This is a genomic window from Confluentibacter lentus, assembly GCF_002806995.1.
Classification (GTDB): domain Bacteria; phylum Bacteroidota; class Bacteroidia; order Flavobacteriales; family Flavobacteriaceae; genus Confluentibacter; species Confluentibacter lentus.
Genome location: NZ_NIHE01000001.1, coordinates 108,171 through 132,203, shown reverse-complemented (window position 1 = coordinate 132,203; position 24,033 = coordinate 108,171). Strand labels below are relative to the sequence as shown.

General features: G+C 33.1%; 23 protein-coding genes. 16 read left to right on the top strand and 7 right to left on the bottom strand.

Annotated elements, in window-relative coordinates; translation table 11 throughout:
* The first annotated feature begins 25 nt into the window (after positions 1-25).
* The 10 genes from CDH50_RS00585 (at position 26) to CDH50_RS00540 (ending at position 12,003) form a co-directional block, all read left to right on the top strand.
* Entirely contained in the window at positions 26-1,108 is a 1,083-nt protein-coding gene (locus CDH50_RS00585; RefSeq protein ID WP_100610550.1) for a bifunctional 3-deoxy-7-phosphoheptulonate synthase/chorismate mutase type II, read from the top strand.
* Between the two features lie 113 nt (positions 1,109-1,221).
* A complete protein-coding gene (gene rsgA, locus CDH50_RS00580) occupies positions 1,222-2,172 on the top strand; it encodes a ribosome small subunit-dependent GTPase A (protein ID WP_100609956.1) in 951 nt (316 codons plus the stop codon).
* 74 nt (positions 2,173-2,246) lie between these two features.
* Positions 2,247-2,699: a D-aminoacyl-tRNA deacylase gene (gene dtd / locus CDH50_RS00575; RefSeq protein WP_100609955.1), complete on the top strand. Its 453-nt coding sequence runs from the start codon at positions 2,247-2,249 to the stop codon at positions 2,697-2,699.
* A gap of 173 nt (positions 2,700-2,872) precedes the next feature.
* Positions 2,873-4,786 carry a DUF3857 domain-containing protein gene (locus tag CDH50_RS00570; protein ID WP_100609954.1) on the top strand — a complete coding sequence of 638 codons (1,914 nt, stop codon included), beginning with the start codon at positions 2,873-2,875 and terminating at the stop codon, positions 4,784-4,786.
* 90 nt (positions 4,787-4,876) lie between these two features.
* Positions 4,877-6,883: a DUF3857 domain-containing protein gene (locus CDH50_RS00565; RefSeq protein WP_100609953.1), complete on the top strand. Its 2,007-nt coding sequence runs from the start codon at positions 4,877-4,879 to the stop codon at positions 6,881-6,883.
* A complete protein-coding gene (locus tag CDH50_RS00560; RefSeq protein ID WP_100609952.1) occupies positions 6,883-7,209 on the top strand; it encodes a nucleotide pyrophosphohydrolase in 327 nt (108 codons plus the stop codon). Before CDH50_RS00565 ends, CDH50_RS00560 begins: the two co-directional genes overlap by 1 nt.
* Positions 7,210-7,263: 54 nt before the next feature.
* Positions 7,264-8,490 (top strand): 3-phosphoshikimate 1-carboxyvinyltransferase, encoded by a 1,227-nt coding sequence (locus CDH50_RS00555; RefSeq protein ID WP_100609951.1) that lies wholly within the window; start codon positions 7,264-7,266, stop codon positions 8,488-8,490.
* Positions 8,491-8,608: 118 nt separating this feature from the next.
* On the top strand, positions 8,609-9,658 hold the full coding sequence (queA, locus tag CDH50_RS00550; RefSeq protein WP_100609950.1) for a tRNA preQ1(34) S-adenosylmethionine ribosyltransferase-isomerase QueA: 1,050 nt from the start codon (positions 8,609-8,611) through the stop codon (positions 9,656-9,658).
* A gap of 126 nt (positions 9,659-9,784) precedes the next feature.
* Positions 9,785-10,825: a 23S rRNA (adenine(2503)-C(2))-methyltransferase RlmN gene (gene rlmN / locus CDH50_RS00545; protein WP_100609949.1), complete on the top strand. Its 1,041-nt coding sequence runs from the start codon at positions 9,785-9,787 to the stop codon at positions 10,823-10,825.
* A 200-nt stretch (positions 10,826-11,025) separates the two neighbouring features.
* On the top strand, positions 11,026-12,003 hold the full coding sequence (locus CDH50_RS00540; RefSeq protein ID WP_100609948.1) for a polyprenyl synthetase family protein: 978 nt from the start codon (positions 11,026-11,028) through the stop codon (positions 12,001-12,003).
* A gap of 6 nt (positions 12,004-12,009) precedes the next feature.
* Here the strand turns inward: CDH50_RS00540 and CDH50_RS00535 are convergent, their stop codons facing one another.
* From CDH50_RS00535 to CDH50_RS00515, 5 genes are all read right to left on the bottom strand, one after another.
* A complete protein-coding gene (locus tag CDH50_RS00535; protein ID WP_100610549.1) occupies positions 12,010-12,402 on the bottom strand; it encodes a DUF1801 domain-containing protein in 393 nt (130 codons plus the stop codon).
* Position 12,403: 1 nt separating this feature from the next.
* Complete coding sequence (locus CDH50_RS00530; RefSeq protein ID WP_100609947.1) at positions 12,404-12,760, bottom strand: iron chaperone; 357 nt, start codon at positions 12,758-12,760, stop codon at positions 12,404-12,406.
* A 68-nt stretch (positions 12,761-12,828) separates the two neighbouring features.
* Positions 12,829-13,791, bottom strand: a complete 963-nt coding sequence (locus CDH50_RS00525) for a transglutaminase family protein (protein WP_100609946.1) — start codon at positions 13,789-13,791, stop codon at positions 12,829-12,831.
* 11 nt (positions 13,792-13,802) lie between these two features.
* Positions 13,803-14,729 carry an alpha-E domain-containing protein gene (locus CDH50_RS00520; RefSeq protein ID WP_100609945.1) on the bottom strand — a complete coding sequence of 309 codons (927 nt, stop codon included), beginning with the start codon at positions 14,727-14,729 and terminating at the stop codon, positions 13,803-13,805.
* Positions 14,730-14,748: 19 nt separating this feature from the next.
* Positions 14,749-16,191 (bottom strand): circularly permuted type 2 ATP-grasp protein, encoded by a 1,443-nt coding sequence (locus CDH50_RS00515; protein ID WP_100609944.1) that lies wholly within the window; start codon positions 16,189-16,191, stop codon positions 14,749-14,751.
* A gap of 293 nt (positions 16,192-16,484) precedes the next feature.
* Between CDH50_RS00515 and CDH50_RS00510 the strand changes: the two genes are divergently transcribed.
* Genes CDH50_RS00510 through CDH50_RS00500 form a run of 3 tightly spaced genes read left to right on the top strand, consistent with a single transcriptional unit; the run spans position 16,485 to position 18,862 of the window.
* Positions 16,485-17,060 (top strand): RNA polymerase sigma factor, encoded by a 576-nt coding sequence (locus CDH50_RS00510; RefSeq protein ID WP_232731928.1) that lies wholly within the window; start codon positions 16,485-16,487, stop codon positions 17,058-17,060.
* Complete coding sequence (locus CDH50_RS00505; protein WP_100609943.1) at positions 17,047-17,757, top strand: hypothetical protein; 711 nt, start codon at positions 17,047-17,049, stop codon at positions 17,755-17,757. Before CDH50_RS00510 ends, CDH50_RS00505 begins: the two co-directional genes overlap by 14 nt.
* Before the next feature lie 37 nt (positions 17,758-17,794).
* Positions 17,795-18,862 carry a hypothetical protein gene (locus CDH50_RS00500; RefSeq protein WP_100609942.1) on the top strand — a complete coding sequence of 356 codons (1,068 nt, stop codon included), beginning with the start codon at positions 17,795-17,797 and terminating at the stop codon, positions 18,860-18,862.
* Positions 18,863-18,947: 85 nt separating this feature from the next.
* Here the strand turns inward: CDH50_RS00500 and CDH50_RS00495 are convergent, their stop codons facing one another.
* Both CDH50_RS00495 and CDH50_RS00490 read right to left on the bottom strand, forming a co-directional pair.
* Entirely contained in the window at positions 18,948-19,322 is a 375-nt protein-coding gene (locus tag CDH50_RS00495) for a hypothetical protein (protein WP_100609941.1), read from the bottom strand.
* A gap of 94 nt (positions 19,323-19,416) precedes the next feature.
* On the bottom strand, positions 19,417-19,656 hold the full coding sequence (locus CDH50_RS00490; RefSeq protein ID WP_100609940.1) for a hypothetical protein: 240 nt from the start codon (positions 19,654-19,656) through the stop codon (positions 19,417-19,419).
* A 148-nt stretch (positions 19,657-19,804) separates the two neighbouring features.
* Here CDH50_RS00490 and CDH50_RS00485 point away from each other — a divergent pair, with 148 nt between their 5' ends.
* The 3 genes from CDH50_RS00485 to CDH50_RS00475 are packed head-to-tail and all read left to right on the top strand — an operon-like array spanning position 19,805 to position 24,029.
* Positions 19,805-21,760 carry a peptidylprolyl isomerase gene (locus CDH50_RS00485; RefSeq protein WP_100609939.1) on the top strand — a complete coding sequence of 652 codons (1,956 nt, stop codon included), beginning with the start codon at positions 19,805-19,807 and terminating at the stop codon, positions 21,758-21,760.
* The gene (locus CDH50_RS00480; RefSeq protein WP_100609938.1) at positions 21,761-22,606 is read left to right on the top strand and encodes a peptidylprolyl isomerase; all 846 of its coding nucleotides are present in this window, start codon (positions 21,761-21,763) and stop codon (positions 22,604-22,606) included. It begins immediately after the preceding gene.
* Positions 22,569-24,029: a peptidylprolyl isomerase gene (locus CDH50_RS00475; protein ID WP_100609937.1), complete on the top strand. Its 1,461-nt coding sequence runs from the start codon at positions 22,569-22,571 to the stop codon at positions 24,027-24,029. Before CDH50_RS00480 ends, CDH50_RS00475 begins: the two co-directional genes overlap by 38 nt.
* The last annotated feature ends 4 nt before the right edge of the window (positions 24,030-24,033 follow it).

Here is a 24,033-nt window from a genome sequence, read left to right as displayed (position 1 = left end):
TAATTTTGAAATTTTATTAAAGATTATGGAAAACAAGAAGGAATTAAGAGGCTGGTTAGATGATTTAAAATTAGATCATCCTTTGGTTATCGCAGGACCATGCAGTGCCGAAACTGAAGAACAAGTGTTAAGGATAGCTCATGAGCTAAAAGATACGGATGTTAACTATTATAGAGCAGGTATTTGGAAACCAAGAACAAGACCAGGCATGTTTGAAGGTGTTGGTGCTTTAGGTTTGAAATGGTTGCAAAAAGTAAAAGATGAAACGGGTATGAAAACAGCGACCGAAGTTGCTAACGCTGCCCACGTAAAATTGGCTTTAGAACATGATGTCGATTTATTATGGATTGGTGCGCGTTCTACAGTGAGTCCTTTTATCGTTCAAGAAATTGCCGATGCTTTACAAGGAACCGATAAAATTATATTGGTAAAAAACCCAGTAAATCCAGATTTGCCGTTGTGGTTGGGCGCGATTGAGCGTTTGGCAACGGCCAACATTAAAAAATTAGGCGTTATCCATAGAGGATTTTCAACTTACGAAAAAACAAAATATAGAAACAATCCAGAATGGCAATTGGCAATCGAGTTGCAAACCAAGTTTCCAGATTTACCAATAATTAACGATCCATCGCACATTACAGGAAAACGTGATATGATTTTTGATGTGTCGCAAACGGCATTGGATTTGAATTTTGACGGACTCATGATTGAAACCCATTTTGATCCAGATAATGCTTGGAGTGATGCGTCTCAGCAAGTAACACCAAAAGTGTTGATTCAAATTATGAAAGATTTGAAAATAAAAAAAGAGAGCGATCCAGAAGCGGATTACAATAAGCAACTTGATAATTTAAGAGCTCAAATTGATATTGTTGATAATCAAATTATAGATTTGTTAGGTAAGCGTATGAAAGCTGCCGATAGTATTGGAGCCCTTAAAAAACAAAAAAACGTGGCTGTTTTACAATCTAAACGTTGGAATGAAATATTAGGTAAAATGGTTCTTGAAGGAGAATCTAAAGGATTAAGCGAAGAATTTGTTTTAAAAATGTTTAAGGCTATTCATCAAGAATCCATCAATCATCAAGAGAAGATTATAAATGGTTAAAAAAATAGCCTCGCGATTGCGGGGCTTTTTTTATTCTCTATAATTTATGATTTCATCCCACAGCATATTATATCTAAATGTTGTTAATTTGTATAAGCAATTATTGAATTTTAATGACAGGACTTGTTTATAAATCTACTGGAAGTTGGTACACTGTTAAAACCGATTTAGGCGACACTTACGAGTGCCGTATTAAAGGTAAATTCCGAATGAAAGGCATTAAAAGTACCAACCCTATTGCAGTTGGCGACGTTGTAGATTTTGAATTGGAAACCGATAATAATCAAGTTTCTGGAATTATCAATAATATCCACGATAGGAAGAATTACATTATTCGGAAATCTGTCAATTTATCCAAACAAACACATATCATTGCAGCTAATATTGATCAGGTTTTTTTGTTGATTACCATAAATAATCCGCCTACGTTAACCAGTTTTATCGATAGGTTTTTAGTCACTGCCAATGCTTATCAAATAAAAACGATTCTACTTTTCAATAAAATTGATACTTACGATGAGGAGACCTTAAATGAAGTAAAATTTCTGGCTCATGTGTACAGGAAAATTGGGTATGAATGTATTGGGGTTTCAGCAAAAACAGGTAAAAATGTTGATAAAGTTAAAGCCATTATGAAGGGAAAAGTTAATATGTTTTCCGGTCATTCAGGAGTGGGAAAATCGACACTTGTAAATACTATTGAACCAACTTTGGATATTAAAACCAAGGAAATTTCAACCTTGCACATGCAGGGGCAACATACCACAACCTTTGCAGAAATGTTTGATTTAAGCTTTAATGCTAAAATTATTGATACACCTGGCATTAAAGGTTTTGGTGTGGTAGATATGGATAAAGAAGAAGTAGGCGATTATTTCCCCGAATTTTTTGCCCTTAAACAACAATGTAAATTCCATAATTGCTTGCATGTGCAAGAGCCTAAATGTGCCGTGAAATCGGCTTTGGAAGCCGATGAGATTGCATATTCACGTTATCGTAGTTATTTACAAATACTTGAAGGTGATGATGAACATTATAGAACGGAAGATTGGGAACGGGAATAATCAGTTTACAATTTCAGCTAACAGACTTATAAATTAAACAAAAAAACAAGTCCCCTTTGGGGATTTAGGGGCTTATGAAGGTAGTCATTCAAAGAGTATCAAAAGCAAGTGTCACGATTGAAAGCAACATAGTAGCTTCAATAGGAAATGGACTTTTAATTCTTTTGGGAATTGTTGATGAAGACACTCAAGAAGACATTAATTGGCTTTCTAATAAGATTACCAACCTTCGCATTTTTGGTGATGAAAACGGCGTGATGAATAAATCCGTTTTAGAAATATATGGTGATATTATTGTGGTAAGTCAGTTTACATTACATGCTTCAACTAAAAAAGGCAATCGCCCAAGCTATATAAAAGCAGCAAAGCCAGATGTTGCCATTCCACTATATGAAACCTTTGTAAATCAATTGGAATTAGATTTAAATAAAAAAGTTCACACGGGACAATTTGGCGCCGATATGAAAGTGGAACTCATTAATGATGGCCCGGTTACTATAATAATTGATTCAAAAAATAGGGAGTAATCCAAGCTCTAATTAATTAAATATATAGTCCTTCCCTTATTTTATTATCTTATATGTAAGATTTTAGCTTATAAACTAAAAAGCTAAGCATTACAACGAATTATGATTTTTCTCATGTAATTGTAAGCTTAAAAATAATATATTTAATGCTTTAATCATATTTTTCACAATAAATGAATGTAAAAAGCATAGCGATTATTTTTATTTTATTCTCAGCAACATATCTTTTTTCACAAGAAAATTTATATTCTTCCGCTTCAATTCCTGAAAATCTTAAACAAAATGCCAATGCAGTTGTTAGACATCATGAAATAAATGTTTCGGTAAATTCCATAAACAATATGGATGTTTCTGAAAAACGAATTATTACTGTTTTAAACAAAGAAGGTAATGACAATATTGATGCTTATGTACATTATGATAATAACGTAAAAATTAAAGAATTAGAAGTTAGGGTTTTCAATCAGTTAGGGAATGAAATAAAAAAAATCAAAAAGAACGATTTTAAAGATGTCAGTGCCGTAGATGGAGGTACCTTGTATTCTGATTCAAGAGTTAAATATTTAGAATATACACCCATTTCGTATCCTTATACCATGGAGTTTATTTACTCAACAAACACAACGAATACGGCATTTATTGAGCCTTTCATGCCTATTAATAGTTATTTTTTAAGTGTTCAGAATAGTTCTTATACTATAAACTTTTCAGCAGATACGCCTATTAGAACCAAAGAAATGAATTTAGGAGGTATTGATGTGACGAAAGAAGAGCTTTCAAATAAAATTAGCTATGCAGTGAAGAATGTGGAGGCTATGAAGCCAGAAGATTTTAGCCCTGCTTTGGTAGATATGTCCCCAAAAGTACTATTCGCTTCAAAAAAATTCACATTAGAAGGCGTGTCGGCCCAGGTTGAAAATTGGAATGATTTTGGGAAATGGGTTTATAAGGATTTATTGCAAAATACACACGATTTATCTCCCCAAACGGTGTCTTTCATTCAAGATTTGGTTAAAGATGAAAAGAATGATATTGATAAAGCGAAAAAAATATATCAATATGTGCAAGATAAATCTAGATATATTAGCGTGCAAGTAGGTATAGGCGGGTGGAAACCTTTTAATGCATCCGAAGTTGATAGATTGAGTTATGGAGATTGTAAAGCTTTAACAAATTACACCATGTGTTTGCTTAAAGTGGCTAATATAGAGTCAAACTATACTGTTTTATATGCAGGTGAAAATCAAAGAAATATAGATCATGATTTTGCTTCCATGCAAGGTAATCATGCTATTTTATCCATTCCAACAGAAAATGATACACTTTGGTTAGAATGTACCAGTCAAAAAGCGCCTTTTGGTTTTATAGGTGATTTTACCGATGATAGAGATGTGCTGGTTGTAACGCCAGAAGGGGGTAAAATTCAGCGCACCAAAAAATATACTACCGAAGAAAACACCCAACATGTAATAGGACATTATACAATATCAAATGCTGGAGATATTAATGTGAAGGTCAATGTGAATTCTAAAGGCATTCAGTATGATGATAAATATATGTATGAAACCCAAACCCAAAGGGATTTAGATACCTACTATAAAAATAGATGGAATTATGTAAACGGCATAACCATTAATAATATTCAAATTACCAACGATAAAGAACGTATCGCGTTTATTGAAGATATTAATTTTGTTGCCAGTAATTATTCTAACAAAGCTGGCGATAGAATGTTGGTTACATTAAATGCTTTAAATAGGCAGACACAAATTCCAGACCGATATAGAGATAGAAAATTTCCGCTTAAAATTAAAAGAGGCTTTAAAGATGTAGATGAAGTTGAAATTACATTGCCATCAGATTATAAAATTGAAGCCATGCCCAACAATGTTTCCATAGAAAATAAATTTGGAAGCTATCATGTTGAAATCGAGAAAAAAGGTGAACATGCACTAGTTTACAAACGACAATTTATTATAAAGGATGGAGAGTTTCCAAAAGAAGACTATGAAGCCTTTCGGGAATTTAACATAGAAGTATCAAAACAAGATAACGCCAAAGTAGTACTAATCAAAAACCAACCATAAATGAAATGAGTATAACCTAAAATTGGTCACAGATACTGATTACGGTATACGAATAACATATGACAAATAAAAAACAATAAATATCTACATATGAAAACCACCACATTATTGCTAGTCTTATGTTTTTCCATAACGACATTAGCTCAAAATTATGACTTTGGAAAAGTGTCAAAAGAAGAACTAGAGGAAAAACTAAACCCGCTAGATACGGCTGCAAACGCTACCTATTTGTATAAAAACCGAAGGACGTACATCAAGTATGAACAAAGTTTTGGATTTCAACTTATAACCGATATCCACGAACGTATAAAAATATATAACCAAGAAGGATTTGATTATGCAACCAGACAAGTAGAGCTTTATAAAAGTGGAAGCGATGAGGAAAAAGTTTCCAGTCTAAAGGCCATTACCTATAATTTGGTAGATGGAAAAATAGAAGAAACTAAACTAGAAAAAGATGGTATTTTTAAAACAGAGGTTTCTAAATATTACAATGAAACCAAGTTTACAATGCCAAATATTAAGGAAGGTAGTGTAATTGAATACAAATATACCATCGTGTCTCCTTTTTACTGGAATGTGGATGATTTTGTATTTCAACATGCAATTCCAGTAAAAAAACTTGAAGCGTCCTTTGAAACACCAGAATATTTTAATTTTAAATTAAACACCAAAGGGTATTTACTAGTAACTCCTAATGTGGAAACTAAAAGTGGTCAGATTTATTTTCCAGCAACTAGGGAAGTTAGAGAAGGGCTTTCGGTAACACCAGCACGAAGCGCATCAACATTGGATCATATAACTACTTTGACTTCTTATAACTTATCAAATATTCCTGCATTAAAAGATGAGCCTTATGTAAACAATATTGGTAATTACCGTTCGGCTATTCAATATGAATTATCTTTTACCAAATTTCCTAACTCACCTATAAAATATTATTCTACCACTTGGGAAGACGTGGTTAAAACCATATATGAAAGTTCTAGTTTTGGCGATGAATTAAATAAAACCGGTTATTTTGAGGATGATGTTAATGTATTAATATCAAGTATTTCAGACCCAATGGCAAGAGCGGCATCGATTTTTAATTTTGTAAAAACCAAAGTGAAGTGGAATGGGTATAATGGCATATCATGTAGAGATGGGGTTAGAAAGGCTTACAAAGACCAAACAGGAAACGTTGCCGAAATAAATCTCATGTTAACAGCCATGTTGCGTCACGCTGGCTTAAATGCAAATCCAGTTTTGGTTAGTACACGGCAAAATGGGATTCCATTATTCCCAACAATAGATGGCTATAATTATGTTATATCAGGTATAGAAACAGAACAAGGTGTCGTACTATTGGATGCGAGTAACAAGTTTACAATGCCAAACATTTTACCAACTAAAGCTTTAAATTGGGAAGGGCGAATCATTAGAAAGAATAAAAGTTCGTCAACAATAAGTTTATATCCAAGTGAACAGTCTAGAAATACGATAACAATGTTGGCTAATTTAGATGAAAGCGGAAATATAGAAGGGAATTATAGGTCTATAAAAACCAATCATGATGCCATGTCCTATCGGGAAAAATATTTAGAAACAGATAAGACCCAATTTTTAGAAAATCTTGAAAACAAATATAAAGGCATGGAAATTTCAGATTATGAAGTTAAAAACGATTATGATTTATCGGAGCCTATTACAGAAACATATAAATTTTCATTAGAAAGTCAGGCAGATGTTATTGGGAATAAGCTCTACTTTTCGCCTTTGTTCTTTTTAAAGACAAATGAAAATCCTTTTAAATTAGAAAAAAGAGAGTTTCCTGTAGATTTTGGATATCCCTCAGAAACTGCATATAGAATGATAATAAATGTGCCTGAAGGCTATAAAGTTGAAAGTATGCCGCAACCCGCAGTGGTAATGATGCCAGATAATTTGGCAGAATTTAAATATAATGTTTCTGGAAATGAAAAAAGTATTCAAGTAATAGTTTCAACGAAAATGAATGCGCCTATTATTTCGCCTATGTATTATGATAGTTTAAAAGAATATTTTAATAAATTTATTGAAAAAGAAGCAGAACAAATCATTCTTACTAAAATATAATGGATATTAAAAACGCACAAATAATAGTAGATAACTGGATAAAAAATCATGGCGTTCGTTACTTTAATGAGTTAACCAATATGGCCCAACTTACCGAAGAAGTAGGTGAGGTGGCACGTATTATAGCGCGCCGATATGGTGAACAAAGTGAAAAAGAAAGTGATAAGGATAAAGATTTGGGCGAGGAATTAGCCGATGTTTTATTTGTGGTATTATGCTTGGCAAACCAAACGGGCATCGATTTACAAGAGGCTTTCGATAAGCGCATGGACAAGAAAGGAAAACGCGACCATGATAGGCATCATAATAATGAAAAATTAAAATAATTTATAAGTATCTTTGAACGCTTCTTTTTAGGAAGCGTTTTTTAATACATTATAATGGATATTACACTTCACAAATCGCAAATAGAAAATAAAAATCACAACATCATTATAACGGGCTCTAAGAGTGAATCTAATCGGTTGCTCTTATTAAAAGCTTTGTACCCAGAATTTACTTTGGAAAACATTTCAAATTCTGATGATAGTAATTTAATGACCCAAGCATTAATTTCAGATTCTGATATTATAGATATTCATCATGCAGGAACAGCCATGCGTTTTTTAACCGCTTTTTTGTCTATACAAGAAGGAAAAGAGGTTATTATTACAGGGTCTCAACGTATGAAGGAGCGTCCGATTAAAATTTTAGTCGATGCTTTAAATGAGCTTGGTGCAGATATTAGTTATACCGAAAATGAAGGCTTTCCACCCTTAAGGATAAAGGGAAAAAAGCTGACGAAAAATAAAGTGTCACTCCAAGCAAATGTAAGCAGCCAATACATTTCTGCATTATTATTAATTGCATCTCGACTTGAAAACGGATTGGAATTAACACTAGAAGGAGAAATTACATCGATTCCATACATAAAAATGACATTGGCACTTTTGGATGAAATTGGAGTGGAAACATCCTTTATTGGAAATACTATCAATGTTAAACCCAGTGCCCATAACCCAAAACCCAAAACCCTAACGGTTGAATCCGATTGGTCTTCTGCGTCTTATTACTTTAGCATTGTGGCTTTATGCGATATTGGTACAGAAATCTCATTGTCTTCGTATAAAGAACATTCATTGCAAGGTGATTCTTTGTTGGTAGATATTTACAAACACTTTGGAGTAACATCAACTTTTAAAAATAATACGGTTACGTTAAAAAAAGAATCCATAAATCTTGAGCCTTTAACTTTGAACCTTCAAAATGCTCCAGATATTGCCCAAACCATTGCGGTGACGTGTTTCGGATTGGGAATAGCATGTGATTTAACAGGGCTTCATACCTTAAAGATAAAAGAAACCGACAGGTTGGTGGCTTTAAAAACCGAAATAGAAAAACTAGGAGGAAACGTTAAAATTACAGACGAATCTTTACATTTATCACCTTCACATAAAATAAATAAAAACATACCTATCGCCACATATCACGACCACAGAATGGCTATGGCATTTGCACCTTTGGCATTAAAAACAGATTTGATAATTGAAGATGCCAACGTGGTTTCAAAATCATATCCAACCTTTTGGGAAGACCTAGAATCCATTGGTTTTAAAATAACAAAATAATAATCACGTATTTACTTGACAAGGCCTATCTCACAATTGTATATTTGCAACCTTATTTTTAAAAGTTAAAGCAAAAACTTTAAACTTTTAAACTTTTAAACTTTAAACTACATTTTAGATGAAATTATCAAACTTCGGGTTTAATTTACCAGACGAATTATTGGCAGAATATCCAGCAGAGAACAGAGATGAATCTCGCTTAATGGTTTTAAACAGAAAAACGCAAACTATAGAGCATAAGCTGTTTAAAGATATCATGGATTATTTTGATGAAGGCGATGTCATGATTATAAACAATACCAAGGTATTTCCGGCAAGATTGTATGGAAATAAAGAAAAAACAGGAGCGAGAATTGAAGTGTTTTTGTTAAGGGAATTAAATGAAGAGCAACGTCTTTGGGATGTTTTGGTTGATCCAGCTAGGAAAATAAGAATTGGGAATAAATTATATTTTGGCGATGATGATACGCTTGTTGCTGAAGTTATAGATAACACGACTTCTCGTGGACGTACATTGCGTTTTTTATATGATGGTTCTTATAGGGAATTCAGACATAAATTAACTGAATTAGGTGAAACACCGCTTCCTAAATATATAAAAAGAGAGGTGCAACCAGAAGATGAAGAACGTTACCAAACCATTTTTGCAAAAAAAGAAGGTGCTGTAGCAGCACCAACCGCTGGACTTCACTTTTCAAAGCATCTTTTAAAAAGATTGGAAATTAAAGGCGTTAATTTTGCTGAAGTCACGTTGCATGTTGGTTTAGGAACTTTCAACCCTGTTGAGGTAGAAGATTTATCAAAACACAAAATGGATAGTGAAGAATTAATTATTGATTCTAAAGCGGTTGAAATCGTTAATAAAGGTATTAAAAATAAAAAACGTATTTGTGCCGTTGGTACAACAGCCATGCGTGCAATTGAAAGTTCAGTATCTTCAAATGGCATGTTAAATGAAATGGAAGGTTGGACAAATAAGTTTATTTTTCCTCCTTATGATTTTAGTATTGCAAATTGCATGATTACAAACTTCCATACACCAAAATCGACATTATTAATGATGGCTTCCGCATTTGGTGGCGTAGATTTCGTTAAAAAAGCATACCAAGAAGCTATCAAGGAAAAATACAAATTCTACAGCTACGGTGATGCCATGCTAATCATATAAATTTAAAAGCCTTGTTTAACAAGGCTTTTTTTTGCATTCACCTATTTTTAAAGCAGTATTTTTCGAGTAAGAGTTTCCCTCCTTTGGAGGGATTAAGGGAGGATTTTCACTATTTTTGCATCACTTATGACAGTAACTAAAAAAGACATTCGGGCATTATCAAAAGAAGACCTTAGGGATTTCTTCGTAAAGCAAGGCGATAAAGCATTTAGGGGCAATCAGGTTTATGAATGGCTTTGGCAAAAAGCGGCACATTCTTTTGATGGGATGACCAATCTTTCAAAAGAAACCAGAGATTTATTGGAACAGCACTTTGTTATCAACCACATTCAGGTCGATACTATGCAGCGTAGTAAAGATGGTACTGTAAAAAATGCCGTAAAATTGCATGATGGTCTTATTGTAGAATCTGTTTTAATTCCAACAGCAACTAGAACAACGGCTTGTGTTTCTAGTCAGGTTGGTTGTAGTTTGGACTGTAAATTTTGTGCTACCGCCAGATTAAAACGCATGCGTAATTTAAATCCGGACGAGATTTACGATCAAGTGGTTGCCATAGACCAAGAAAGTAAATTATATTTTAACAGACCGCTTAGCAATATTGTTTTTATGGGTATGGGCGAACCACTTATGAACTATAATAATGTTATTAAAGCCATTGATAAAATTACCTCTCCTGAAGGTTTGGGGATGTCTCCAAAGCGCATTACGGTTTCAACTTCAGGGGTGCCTAAAATGATTAAAAAAATGGCTGATGATGATGTGAAATTTAATTTGGCCGTGTCGTTACATTCCGCTATTGATGAGGTTAGAACCTCCATTATGCCATTTAATGAAACCTTTCCGTTAGCAGATTTAAAAGAAGCTTTAGAGTATTGGTACATGAAAACCAATCGGAAAATCAGTTACGAATATGTAGTTTGGAAAGGTATTAATGATACCCAAAAAGATATTGATGCTTTTGTGAAATTCTGTAAATATGTGCCTTGTAAAGTCAATATTATAGAATATAATCCCATTGATGATGGTGATTTCCAACAGGCAAACCCCGAAGCCATTGAAAATTATATTTATCATTTAGAGAAACATAGAATTGTAGTAAATGTCCGCCGAAGTAGAGGGAAAGATATTGATGCTGCGTGCGGACAATTAGCCAATAAATCTTGAGGATTACTATAATTATTAATTTTACTTGTCATTCCTGCGTAAGCAGGAATCCATTATCAAACAATAACAAACTTTTTAATTTAATTCATTTGAAATCGCCATGATTTGGAAACGCCAACACCAATGAAAATAAAGTGATACCATATGACCTATAAAAAACAATTGATATTTACATATGAAATAGTATATTTAAACTTTCAATGAAAATAGTAGAGCAAATAAAACAACCCATAGGCTATGAAATGGATCTTTTCGAGCAAAAGTTCCTATTGTCTATGTCTAGTAAAGTGGCTTTGCTTAATAGAATCACGACGTACATTGTAAACAGAAAAGGTAAACAAATGCGTCCCATGTTCGTGTTTTTGGTTGCCAAAATGGTATCGAACGGAGAAGTTAGCGAACGGACCTACCGAGGTGCGTCAGTTATTGAATTGATACATACTGCTACCTTGGTGCATGATGATGTAGTGGACGACAGTAATCGCAGACGCGGTTTTTTTTCCGTCAATGCCCTTTGGAAAAATAAAATAGCTGTTTTAATAGGCGATTATTTATTGTCAAAAGGCTTGTTGCTTTCCATTGATAATAATGATTTTGATTTGCTTAAAATCATCTCCATTGCCGTTCGCGAAATGAGTGAGGGCGAATTACTTCAGATAGAAAAAGCCAGGAAATTAGATATAACCGAAGCTATTTATTATGAAATCATCCGTCAAAAAACCGCAACACTTATTGCTGCTTGCTGTAGTTTGGGGGCTGCTTCGGTAAAACCTGAGTCCGAGCATGTGGAAACTATGCGTAAGTTTGGTGAATTGATTGGCATGGCATTTCAAATTAAAGACGATTTGTTCGATTATGGCGATACGCAAATCGGTAAACCAACGGGCATCGATATTAAAGAACAAAAAATGACCTTGCCGTTAATTTATGTGCTCAACCAAGCCTCTCAGAAAGATAAGAATTGGTTGATTAATTCCATAAAAAATCATAATAAAGATACTAAGCGTGTTAAAGAAGTTATTGCTTTTGTGAAAGATAATGGTGGTTTAGATTATGCCATTAATAAAATGAATTCATTTCAAGAAGAAGCTTTAAAACTGCTTGAAGTCTATCCAGAATCCGATTATAAAAAATCGCTGGAACTAATGGTAAATTACGTCATTGATAGAAAAAAATAAATTAGGTTATTTTAAACGTTCCAAAACTCCTTTTCGCTTTACTACATTTTTATAATCCCATTGAATGTCTTGTGCTTTTTGAATCCAGCGCTCTAAATCCATACTATTTATTTGTTCTAAAGATGTGTAAAGTATGGAAGCGTCTTTAAATTTTCCTGAGCCTTGTTTTAAGTCCACCTCTTCAAAACTGGCACCACTCCAAAACATCAACCGAATGCCATTTTTTAATTTGCTATAACCTACAATTGGATTTCCATCTAAAAACCAAACAGGATGCCTGTGCCAAATTTTGCTTTCCACATCTGGTAATTGTCTGTAAATAAAAACGGCTAAATAATCACATATTTGGCGTTCCTCAAATTCCAGTTGGTCATTGTAAGCAGCTATCTCTTGATTCATATTATTTCTGATTATTCTCATTCACTCGGAAAACTACAATGTCTGTAATTAAATCAATGGGAAGTTCTTCATTTAACGGGAATTGAACTGAGCCTTTTCCCTGTTTATATTTAGAAAGTTGTGATTCGAATTTTTGGTGACCAGTTGGCGTGGCATAAAAACCAATATGCTTGGCAAAGCCACCAAAGTAAACCAGTGGTTTTTTGTTCAATTTATAAGCGGGCATGCCATATGAAATATTTTCTATGGCGTTTGGTGCATTTTTTAAGATGGTTTTTCGAACCAACTTTAATTTATTCTGAACGTCTTTAGGAAATCCAGCGATGTAGTCTTCAACAGTATTAATATCTGTTTTCATGATTCATTCTTTATTTGAAAAATATAGCATCTAAAGTAATGAAATTCCACAAAAAGAGTTAAAACTTTTTATTGTTGCTGCTGCTGTTGTTGGTGCTGAATGATTTCTAAATTTTGCAAATAACTGTTGGTAGTAGATGAAGGCACGAAATCTTTTGTGAAGGCGTGATCTAAATGGCTGTTTTTTGTGGTGCTAACTTCTACTTTAACAAGTAATTCTGATTCTACATTCCCTTTAAAAACACCTTTAACAGGAGCACAATCGTCATAATTCCTTCCTACGGCCAAACGTACATGGTTTTCATTGGCAATGGCATTATTTGTTGGGTCAACACCAAACCAACCGTAAAAGGGAATGTAAGCTTCAATCCATGCATGAGTGGCACCTTCGCCTCTTGTTATGGTTTCATTCGGACAAATATAACCGCTGACATAACGTGCCGGAATTCCAGTCATTCTAACTAATTGCAATAATACATTGGTGAAATCTTGGCAAACCCCAGCTTTTAAATCCCAAACTTCTTCTGGGGTTGAACTTACAGTAGTTATTCCTTGTATATATTTGAAATTTTTATAGACATATTCGCAAAGTTGCAATACCACTCTATAAGGCGAATGGGTTTTAGTGTCAATAGTATTAATGATATTCAAAACCTCTTCATTGTAGCCAAAAGCTTTGTTATATAGCATGAAATCCATGTAATCTATCTGCTTTTGAATGGATTTTATTTCAGTCCATTGTTCGTCAATCGCCACGCTATCATCTGGAAAAATTTTATCAAACGTAACAACTTCAACTTCAGATATAATAGATAACTCATCATGAGGTTCGGTAATCATAAAAGTGCCGAATGCGTTATTGTAAAAATCCGTAAATACTTGAATGTAAGCGTTATTTGTAACGGCAATGGTGTGCGATAGTACTTTTTGATACTCGTCATTTATAGGGTGCAACCTAATTAAATTAGCAGCATCAATCACTTTGTTGCTATATGTATATTTTGTAAGATGTTTAATGTAGAATTTTGCCATGATTTTTTGAATCAATTATTTTGTGAAAAGTAAACCGCATTGATAGTTAATGATATATTGCGAATGTCGGTTTTAATATCATTGATAAAATTTTGTAAACCTTGTTTGTTGATATTTTCAATAGTGGTGTACTTAATGGTACTCTCTAATTTTCCTAATAAAAATTCAATGTTATTTTTCTCAAGTTCACCACTTTCAATAAGTTGGTTGATATGTCGGTTTAATTTATTTACACAATAATAAACAGAACGCGGGAATAATTTATCTTGAAACACCATTCTAATAACATGATCTTCGTTAAAGGTGGATTTATGTGTCTTTAAATATAACTGATAACCACCAATGGATAGCAATAAATTCTTCCAGTAAAAACTTTGTTCCAAATTATCGGATGTTTTACCAATTTCTACAAGTTTTATGGCGGTAAAATCTGAGATTTGAATAACACGTTCTAAAAATTTCCCAACATTCATAAAATAATAAGAGGCACCTCGTTCTTGGGTAATATCGGCAGTTCCATTGTATATTAAATGATAATTTCTGAGATCTTCCAAGAATTGTATGGGATCGTCCTCCCGAAGTTTTTTTGGTAAATCTTTATTGGTGAGATAGAGGTAATAATTATTGATACAAAGCCATAATTCCCTGGAAATATGTTCCTGAACGCTTCGTGCATTTTCCCTGGCTTTGGTAATTATATTTATTATAGAGTTTGAGTTTGCATAACTAAACACCATAAAATCAATGCATTCAATTGCATCTTCAGTATAATATTCATTGTCTGATGTTGTGAAATTTTTAATAATGGGTGTCCAAGGAAAGAGTTCAGGGGAATCTTGATTGGCATAAAAATTCACTTTAAGTAAATTTAAAATACCGCTTCCACGTTCCATATACCTGTCCAACCAAATGAGATTATTTGCTACTCTACTTAACATACTTATGTGTTTCTTATTTTTATTGTATTACCCATGTGTCTTTGCTGCCACCACCTTGAGAACTATTCACCACCAATGAACCTTTTTTCAAGGCGACTCTGGTTAGTCCGCCCGGACAAATATCGATACCATCGCGGCCAGAAAGTGCAAAAGGTCTTAAATCGATGCAGCGAGGGGATAATTGACCGTTTATATAGCAAGGTGCTGTAGATAATCTTAAAATAGGTTGCGCTATAAAATTTTCGGGTTTTTTCTTGACATTGGCGATGTAGTCTTTTATTTCTTCATCCGTAGCTTCATGACCCATGAGCATGCCATAGCCACCACTGCCATCGGTTTTTTTAATAACCATTTCCCTGATGTTTTTAACAACATATTCAAGTTCGTCTGGCCTTCCTAATTGGTAAGTTTGAATATTTTTTAAAATAGGCTCTTCACCTAAGTAATATTGTATCATATCTGGCACGTAAATGTAGATGGCTTTATCATCTGCTATGCCCGTACCGGGAGCGTTTACAATATTAACGTTGCCTTTTCTGTAAACATCCATAATGCCAGCAACGCCTAAAACACTTTTAGCATTAAATTCTAAAGGATCTAAAAAATCATCATCCACACGCCTGTAAATAACATCTACTTGTTTTAAACCATTCGTGGTTTTCATGTAAACAAAATGATTTTTAACCACCAAATCACTGCCTTCAACCAATTCAATACCCATAAGTCTGGCTAATGTAGTGTGTTCATAATAAGCGGAATTGTAAATGCCTGGGGTTAAAAGGACGATATTCGGATTTAAATTATTGGAAAGCTCTTTTAATTTCTTGTAAAGCATGTTTGGATAGTTCGATACCGAACGAACGCCGCTTTTTGGCAAAATGCCAGGGAACAAACGTTTTGATATTTCCCTGTTTTCTAACATATAGCTAACCCCAGAAGGCGTGCGTAAATTATCTTCAAGCACATAAAATTCACCATCGTTATTACGTATTAAATCCACTCCAGAGATATGTACATAAATATCATAAGGAACTTTTACGCCTTTCATTTCACGTAAAAAATTAGGGCAAGAATAAATTAATTCGCCTGGTATGATGCCATCTTTAATAATGAATTGTTCATTATAAATATCCTTGATGAATAGGTTCAACGCTTTAAGGCGCTGTTTGATGCCTCGTTCAATTTTTCCCCATTCAGCAGCGGTTATTATTCTTGGAACAATATCAAAAGGGAATATTTTTTCAATGCCTTCATTGTCACTGTACACCGTGAAAGTGACACCTTGACTCATGAATAATTGCTTAGAAAGTTCTTCTTTTTTTGTTAGTTTTTCAGGAGATGTGTTTTTTAAATATTCTATAAATCCCTCATATTGAGTTCTTATCTTTGAATCGGTACAGTACATCTCATCCCAAGTGCTTGGTAATTGGTCGTATGATGAAAAAAGATTATTGTTTTCCATAAGTTTTAATGTCTCTAACAAATGTAAAAAATTGTTGAAAAATATTCAATGAATTTGCTTTTTAAGTAAATAAAAATTAGCGTTTATTTGTTTTTATTAAAAATATCATCATTAAAAAATTAAAAATATAGATTTGGGATGTCTTAATTGTTTACTTCATAATGTAGGTGATAAGTTAAGCAAACAAATTTTGTTTCGCTTATAATTTATGTTATAATTTTAATAATAGATTTTTTTTTAATCTACAGGCAACCTTTTATACAACTTAAGCGTCTTTGTAAATAGAACAACCAATGAAATCCCTTTTGAAAGTCATTCAACTTTATAAAAACGAATCGGCGCTTATTAAAAAAGCAACAAATAATAATCGTGAAGCGCAACAGGTATTATTTGAAATGCATGCGCCTAAAATGCTGAGCGTTTGCAGATATTATATCAGGGATTTGCAATTTGCTGAAGATGTAATGCTGAATGGATTTTTTAAGGTATTCACCCATCTAAAAAGTTTTAAAAATGAAGGCAGTTTTGAAGGTTGGATTAGGCGCATCATGATTCGGGAAAGCATTTCATTTTTAAGAAAACAAAAACACATTGAGTTTTCGGTTGAAGAGGTGCACTATGAAAATGATTATGATGATAGTATCAATACGAATATTGAAGTAGCGGACATACAAAAGTTGATAGACGAACTTCCCGAAGGTTATAAAATAGTATTTGTTATGTATGCGATTGAAGGCTATAAACACAATGAAATTGCAAGCATGCTGAATATTACCGAGGGCACATCAAAATCGCAATTATTTAAAGCTAGAAAATTATTGCAAGAAAAAATAAAAGAAATAAATACGGCAAGCTATGGCACCAAATAAATTTGAACAACATATAAAGGAAAAGTTAGATAATAGAACCTTGCAGCCATCACCAGATGCTTGGAATACATTGTCTAAACGCTTAGATGCGCAAACTGAAAACCACAAAAACAACTCATATTGGTGGCTTGGTTTGGCCGCAAGTATTGTGGGTGTTTTATTGGTTTCTACCTTATTCAATAATAAAGAAATAAACATAGAAAGCCACCCTGTGATTGTTGATAATCCGCAACAAATTAATGATGTGCTACAAGAAACCGTTGAACCAGAAGATTTAATTAAAAACAGCGAACCAACTATAACAGGGATAAAAATAAATAAGCAGGAAGTTATTCTAGTTAAGAATGAAAGCCCTCAAAATATAGAATTAAAAAAAGAAGCGTCTGAATCTCCCGAAGTGGTAGTAAAGGAATTAACGTTTGAAGAACAAAAAATTCAAGACATAGTAGCCCAAATACAAACATTAAAGGGTAATAATGTTGAAGTTACCGATTCAGAAATCGACGCCTTATTACTTAAAGCACAAAAAGAAATTAATTTAAACCAACTATACAGCAACAAAGGGTTGGTAGATGCCAAATCACTGCTTCAAGATGTGGAAGCAGACATAGACCAATCGTTTAGGAGCAAAGTTTTTGAAGCCTTAAAAGACGGTTTTGGAACAGTGAAATCGGCTGTAGCCAACAGGAATAATTAAAAATCATCATCAATCATTAATCAAAAAACGAACAGTTATGCAAACCATTACAAAACAATTAGTGCTTTTAGCGCTTATATTCAGTATGCAATTAATCCATGCACAAGACACCATTCCAACAATTAAAAATCAAAAGGACATTGAATTGTTGGAAAGTGAAAAAATCACTATTCAGGAAGAAGAAAAAGAAAACTTAAAAAAGGAAGTTGAAGCTATTAATAAAAAACTGGATGAAGGCAAAATTACCAAAGACGAGGCTGAAAATCTAAAAATGGATGCTGCAAAAAAAGCGGCCTTGAATATAGAAAATAGAATTGCTATTGCGGATAACACAATCGAATTATTAAAACGGAATACGGACTATAAAAAGATAAACCTTAGTAAATATGAGGGAAGTATTTTAAAATTTGGTAACCTAATTACTGTAGGTAGTAATGAAACTAAGAATAAGCCCAGAAAATATGATAGAAGAACCGCAAGCGATTTTGTATTAGCCTATGGTTTTAATAATGCCATTATTGAAGGTGAAAGCTTAAATAATTCACCTTACAAATTTGGTGGTTCAAGGTTCTTTGAAATGGGCTGGGCTTGGAAAACACGCGTTTTTGATAACACTAATTTTATGAGGTTAAAATATGGTGTTTCTCTTCAAATAAACGGATTAAAGCCAACCGATAACCAGTATTTTGTGCAACAAGGCAATCAAACCATTCTTGAAAATTTTCCTTATGAATTGAAAAAAGCAAAATTATCTGTTTCAAACTTAGTTTTTCCAATTCATTTGGAATTTGGTCCTTCCAAAAAAATAGAAAAGGATGATTATGTGAGATATTCAACCGACAATAAATTCAAAATAGGTTTGGGCGGTTATGGAGGATTCAATATAGGCACACGCCAAAAATTAAAATATGAAATAGATGGCGAGCGCACCAAGGAAAAGCAGAAAAGAGGATTCAACACCACCAATTTAGTGTACGGTGTTAGTGGTTATATTGCTTTTGATGATACGGCTTTATATGTTAAATACGATTTATCGCCTATTTTTAATGACCAAGCCATTAAACAAAATAACATTTCTGTTGGAGTAAGGTTTGATATGGATTAAGTCAATAACTAAATAGTTGGCAAACAAAAAAGCGATGGAATTTTTTTTCCATCGCTTTTTCTACTAAAACTAACATCCTCAAATCTTATGAAAAAAGAGGTTTGTATTTTTTGCTATTATCAATGAGTAGCATAATATTTAGAAAGGCAACCACAATGGCTGGCCAAAATTTACTGATATCATTATTGGTCATATTGAAAATCAAGAACGACACGCTTAATGGAAATAACACAATAATTATAAATGGCGTCCATTTATTTACAACCAATAACAAGCCAATAAAGATTTCAAAAATGTATAAATAAGGTAAATACATGGCAACGGCATCAATAAAATATTTGGAGTCTTCAGGCATTTGCCCATAGGATGTTGGTAAAAAATGTAAAAATTGATTTAAGGCATATGTTATCAGAAATAAACCTAAGATGATTCGTGCCCCTTTAAAAACATTAGAATTCATAATATCATGATTAGTTGGTTAATCGTTCGAAGATATTATGATTCCGTAAAACAAAATATGACGAATGTCATATCCTTCAAAAGTTATTTATTTTTCATTCATTTGTATAAACTTGACCTCTATGTGGTTTTAAAGCATCTCTAATAGGCTTCATTTGGTCTTCATTCACAACCAAAAAAGCAATGGTGTGCATGTTACTTAAAGGTTCTACACCGGTAATAGTGATATTTAATTTTTCAATGATTATATATTCTTTTAAATGTTTTTCATGATGCTGTGCAATTTTATTGGCATCGGGTCCATGAAAATCCCAAATAAGTTTTAGTTTGCGCATTATTTTGTGTTTGAGGAACAAATATACGGGTTCATTTTTATTGGAAATTTTATAATACTATAAAAGCTTTTCAAACGTTTGTTAATGCAACTTGCATTATAGGTTAATATTAGTATTTTTGTTGCTACTCTAAAATTAAAAAGATTACATGAAGCTGAAGTGTTTTTCTGTTTTTTTATTGACATTGTTTTTGTTGGAAGGTCAAGCGCAATCAAAAAGCAAAGACGTTCTCTTTACGGTTGATAAGGATACTATTTACATATCTGAGTTTATTAGAGTGTATAATAAAAATTTGGATTTGGTTCAAGATGAATCGCAAAAAGATGTTGATGCATATTTGAACATGTTCATTAATTACAAACTTAAACTGAAAGAGGCCAAATCGTTAGGCTTTGATAAAAAACCATCGTACATCCGGGAATTAGCTACTTACAAACAACAACTTGCACAAAATTTTATTACCGATAGTAAAGTAACCGATGCCTTGGTTGAAGAAGCCTATGATAGGGTTTTAAATGAAGTGGAAGCATCGCATATATTGATAAGAGTTGACCAAAATGCAAATCCTCAAGACACTTTGGATGCCTACAATGCCGTTTTAAAGTTTCGTGAAAGGGCACTAAAAGAAGGCTTTGAAACCGTTAGAAAGGAAGTGCATAACGGACAAACGATTTTTGGTGAAGACTTGGGTTATTTTTCAGGATTTAAAATGGTTTATCCGTTTGAAACTGTGGCATACAATACTAATATAGGTGAGATATCGCAGCCGTTTAGAACACAATTTGGTTATCATATCGTGTATGTGAAAAACAAACGGAAATCTAGAGGAGAGCTTACGGTTGCCCATATTATGGTGGTTGACAAAAAAGGGGATTCTATTGCTGGCAACTCAGAAATTAGAATCCAGGACATTTATAAAAAATTGAATCAAGGAGAAGATTTTGAAGCATTGGCAAAACAATTTTCCGATGATACAAATTCTGCTTCTAAAGGAGGATTACTATCGCCTTTCACATCAGGTCAGTTAAGTTCGCAGGAATTTGAAGAAGTTGCTTTTACATTGGACGATATTGGAGAGGTGTCTAAACCATTTAAAAGTAATTTTGGTTGGCACATTGTTAGGCTTTATGATAAAAAACCAGTAGAATCTTTTCAGGATTTAAAACCTCAATTAGAAGCGCAAGTAAAACGTGATGATCGTTCTAAAATTATTGACAAAGCCTTGCATGATAAGCTAAAAGCCAAGTACCTTGTCGACAACCATCAGCCTGCATTAGCTTATTTTGCGTCACTTTTAAACGAAAACTATTTTAAGCGTTCTTGGCAATTGCCACTTGATTTTGAAGGTGATAAAATAGTATTTAAAATTAAAAACAAACCATTTACCTATAAAGATTTCGGTAATTATTTGGTTAAAAACCAGAGCAATGCTTCCATAAAAGAAACCTATACAGATATAGTTACAAAAGCCTATGATTCATTTTTAAATACTTCTTTGGTAGAATACCAAGAAGCTAATTTGGAAAATGAAAATGAAGACTTTGCGAATATTGTTAGCGAATATAGGGATGGGTTGCTATTGTTTGATTTGATGGAGAATGTTATCTGGAGTACTACAACATCCGATTCATTGGAGATTCAAAAGTTTTATGAGAGCCATAAAGACAATTACTTTTTTCCGGAAAGAGTAGATGCTGTTGTAGCCTCATCAGCAAAACAGAATGTGATAAAAAAAGTAGCAGAATTGTTGAATTCAAACATGGATTTGGAAAATATAAAAAAACTAGTGAACACGAATGGAGAAGTTCAGGTGTTTTTTACATCTGATATTATGGACGCCAGCCATCAGGCACTTCCAACAGATTTCGAATTTAAAAAAGGCATTTCTAAAACATACAAGCATCATGATGCTTTTGTAATAGTGCAGGTTAAAGATATTATGCCAAAAAAATTAAAAACATTTGAGGAGGCTAGAGGCGAAGTTCTTTCAGATTATCAAGTAGTTAAAGAAAACAAATGGCTTGAGGAACTAAAAACAAAATATAAAGTAGAAGTCAATCAAGAATCGCTTAGTAAAGTGAAATCACAAATTAAAAACCAATAAGTGCGTTTTAAAATCATCATAATATTTGTATTAGTCACATCCTGCAATTTTTTCAAAAAAGTAGATGATAGGGTTGCTGTGGCAAGAGTTAATGATGCGTATCTATATTATGATGATATAAAAAATCTAGTTTCAGAGGGCACTAGTAAAGAAGACAGCATTCTTTTGGTGCAAAACTTCATTAATAAATGGGCAACGCAGCAGCTATTTATGGATGGAGCCATGCGCAATTTAAGTGAAGAACAGCAGGTAGCTTTTGATAAACTGATAGTACAATATAAAAACGATTTATATACTAAAGCTTATATGGAGGCCTTGGTAAAAAGGAGTATCGATACCAATGTAACTAGAGCAGAAGCTGAGGTGTATTATAATTTGAATAAAGAGGTTTTTAAATTAAATGAAGATCTTCTTAAATTTAGGTACATCCATGTGGATGAGAATATTATCAATTATAAAAATATTGAACAAAAGTTTAAACGTTTTAACCTGAAAGACAGAAAAGAACTGGATTCATTATCCATTCAGTTTAAATCCTATTCATTAAAAGATTCCATTTGGGTGAAAGCAAGTCAGGTAGTTGATAAAATTCCAGTAATCACACCTGAAAACAGGGAGCAATTGTTAAAAAAATCTAATTTTATAGAGCTCAAAGATTCATTAGGAGTATATTTGATGCAAATAAATGATGTATTGTTGCGTAACGATATGGCTCCATTAGAATACGTAAAACCCACTATAGACCAAATCGTTATCAATAAAAGGAAACTTGAAATAATTAGAGAATTAGAAAAGGATATAACCAAAGATGCCATTAAAAATAAACAATTTGAAATTTACAATTAATTTGAAACATATTGTCACATTAAGTTTAACATTATTATTGATAAATGTTATAACTGCCCAAGAAATTATTGAAGACCAAAAGGTAGAAACGCCTGCTGAAGTAAAAGTAGATTCTACTCAAGCCTTCAAACCTCGTAAAATAGATGGTGTTGCAGCAGTAGTGGGTGATTTTATTGTTTTAGAATCGGATATCCCAAAAGAAAGACAGCAATTAATAGCATCGGGAGCTAATTTAGATGGTGTAACAGATTGCCAGTTATTTGGACGGATATTAGAATCGAAATTATACGCACATCATGCCATTCAAGACAGTATTGTAGTTTCTGATGCAGAGGTTCGATCTGAAGTGGATTATACTCTTGAACAGTTTTTGCAGCAGGTAAACGGTTCTATGGAGCGCCTTTTGACAGTTTATAAAAAGGAGGACGAAAAAACCCTTAGGGATGAAATGTTTGAAGTAATAAAAAACAGAAAGCTTTCTGATAAAATGCAGGAGAAAGTTGTGGAAGAAGTAGAAATAACACCTGAGGAAGTCAGACAGTTTTTCAACAAAATCCCAAAAGAGCAGAGACCGAGATTTGGCACGGAATTAAAGGTTGCCGAAATAGTTATAGAACCTAAAATATCCACAGAAGACAAGCAAAAAATTATAGACCGTTTAAACGAGTTTAAAAAAGATGTTGTTGAAAACGGGGCTAGTTTCCGTACTAAAGTAGTGCTTTATGGTCAAGATCCAGGAATGAAAGATGCTGGTTATATTTACAAGCTAAATAGAAAAAAACCAGGTAATTGGGCAAAGGAGTTTAGGGATGTTACATTCTCTATGCAAGAAGGAGAGATTTCAGATCCTTTTGAAACGGATTTCGGTTTTCATGTCATTAAAGTTGAAAAAGTAAGGGGTCAAGAATATGACGTAAGCCATATTCTGTTAATGCCCAAAGTGTCTGACGACGCTTTAAAAGAAGCTAAATTACGCATTGATAAAATAAGGGAGAAAATTGTTGCGGGTGAACTTACGTTTGCTGAGGCTGCAAAAGAATCTAGCGATAGAAAAGAAACCAGACTTGATGGAGGACAAATGATTAATCCGAAAACCCAAGATTATAAATTTGAATTGACCAAAATGGACACGGAATTATATACCCAAATTCAAAATTTAAAAGATGGTGAGGTAAGTCCTGTATTAACAGAAACCGAAAGAACAGGTAAAGTAAAGTTTAAAATTTTAATGATTACTGATAGAATTGATGATCATGAAGCGGATTATGCAACAGATTATTTAAAAATTAAAGAATTGGCGCTTCAAGAAAAGCAAATAAATACCATTGAAAAGTGGCAAGAAGAAAAAATAATGGACACCTACATTAAGATTGGTGGTGACTATAAAGATTGTGAATTTTCTAGTAATTGGTTAAAAAAGTAAATAT

Coding starts and splice junctions, on each gene's coding strand:
- CDH50_RS00535 (WP_100610549.1), bottom strand. CDS start 12,402: ATGAATCAAGAGATAGCTGCTTACAATGACCAACTGGAATTTGAGGAA.
- CDH50_RS00505 (WP_100609943.1), top strand. CDS start 17,047: ATGGCACCAAATAAATTTGAACAACATATAAAGGAAAAGTTAGATAAT.
- CDH50_RS00525 (WP_100609946.1), bottom strand. CDS start 13,791: ATGGCAAAATTCTACATTAAACATCTTACAAAATATACATATAGCAAC.
- CDH50_RS00485 (WP_100609939.1), top strand. CDS start 19,805: ATGAAGCTGAAGTGTTTTTCTGTTTTTTTATTGACATTGTTTTTGTTG.
- CDH50_RS00540 (WP_100609948.1), top strand. CDS start 11,026: ATGAAAATAGTAGAGCAAATAAAACAACCCATAGGCTATGAAATGGAT.
- CDH50_RS00560 (WP_100609952.1), top strand. CDS start 6,883: ATGGATATTAAAAACGCACAAATAATAGTAGATAACTGGATAAAAAAT.
- rsgA (WP_100609956.1), top strand. CDS start 1,222: ATGACAGGACTTGTTTATAAATCTACTGGAAGTTGGTACACTGTTAAA.
- CDH50_RS00490 (WP_100609940.1), bottom strand. CDS start 19,656: ATGCGCAAACTAAAACTTATTTGGGATTTTCATGGACCCGATGCCAAT.
- CDH50_RS00500 (WP_100609942.1), top strand. CDS start 17,795: ATGCAAACCATTACAAAACAATTAGTGCTTTTAGCGCTTATATTCAGT.
- queA (WP_100609950.1), top strand. CDS start 8,609: ATGAAATTATCAAACTTCGGGTTTAATTTACCAGACGAATTATTGGCA.
- CDH50_RS00515 (WP_100609944.1), bottom strand. CDS start 16,191: ATGGAAAACAATAATCTTTTTTCATCATACGACCAATTACCAAGCACT.
- CDH50_RS00520 (WP_100609945.1), bottom strand. CDS start 14,729: ATGTTAAGTAGAGTAGCAAATAATCTCATTTGGTTGGACAGGTATATG.
- CDH50_RS00495 (WP_100609941.1), bottom strand. CDS start 19,322: ATGAATTCTAATGTTTTTAAAGGGGCACGAATCATCTTAGGTTTATTT.
- dtd (WP_100609955.1), top strand. CDS start 2,247: ATGAAGGTAGTCATTCAAAGAGTATCAAAAGCAAGTGTCACGATTGAA.
- CDH50_RS00565 (WP_100609953.1), top strand. CDS start 4,877: ATGAAAACCACCACATTATTGCTAGTCTTATGTTTTTCCATAACGACA.
- CDH50_RS00585 (WP_100610550.1), top strand. CDS start 26: ATGGAAAACAAGAAGGAATTAAGAGGCTGGTTAGATGATTTAAAATTA.
- CDH50_RS00555 (WP_100609951.1), top strand. CDS start 7,264: ATGGATATTACACTTCACAAATCGCAAATAGAAAATAAAAATCACAAC.
- CDH50_RS00475 (WP_100609937.1), top strand. CDS start 22,569: ATGCCATTAAAAATAAACAATTTGAAATTTACAATTAATTTGAAACAT.
- CDH50_RS00530 (WP_100609947.1), bottom strand. CDS start 12,760: ATGAAAACAGATATTAATACTGTTGAAGACTACATCGCTGGATTTCCT.
- CDH50_RS00510 (WP_232731928.1), top strand. CDS start 16,485: ATGAAATCCCTTTTGAAAGTCATTCAACTTTATAAAAACGAATCGGCG.
- CDH50_RS00570 (WP_100609954.1), top strand. CDS start 2,873: ATGAATGTAAAAAGCATAGCGATTATTTTTATTTTATTCTCAGCAACA.
- rlmN (WP_100609949.1), top strand. CDS start 9,785: ATGACAGTAACTAAAAAAGACATTCGGGCATTATCAAAAGAAGACCTT.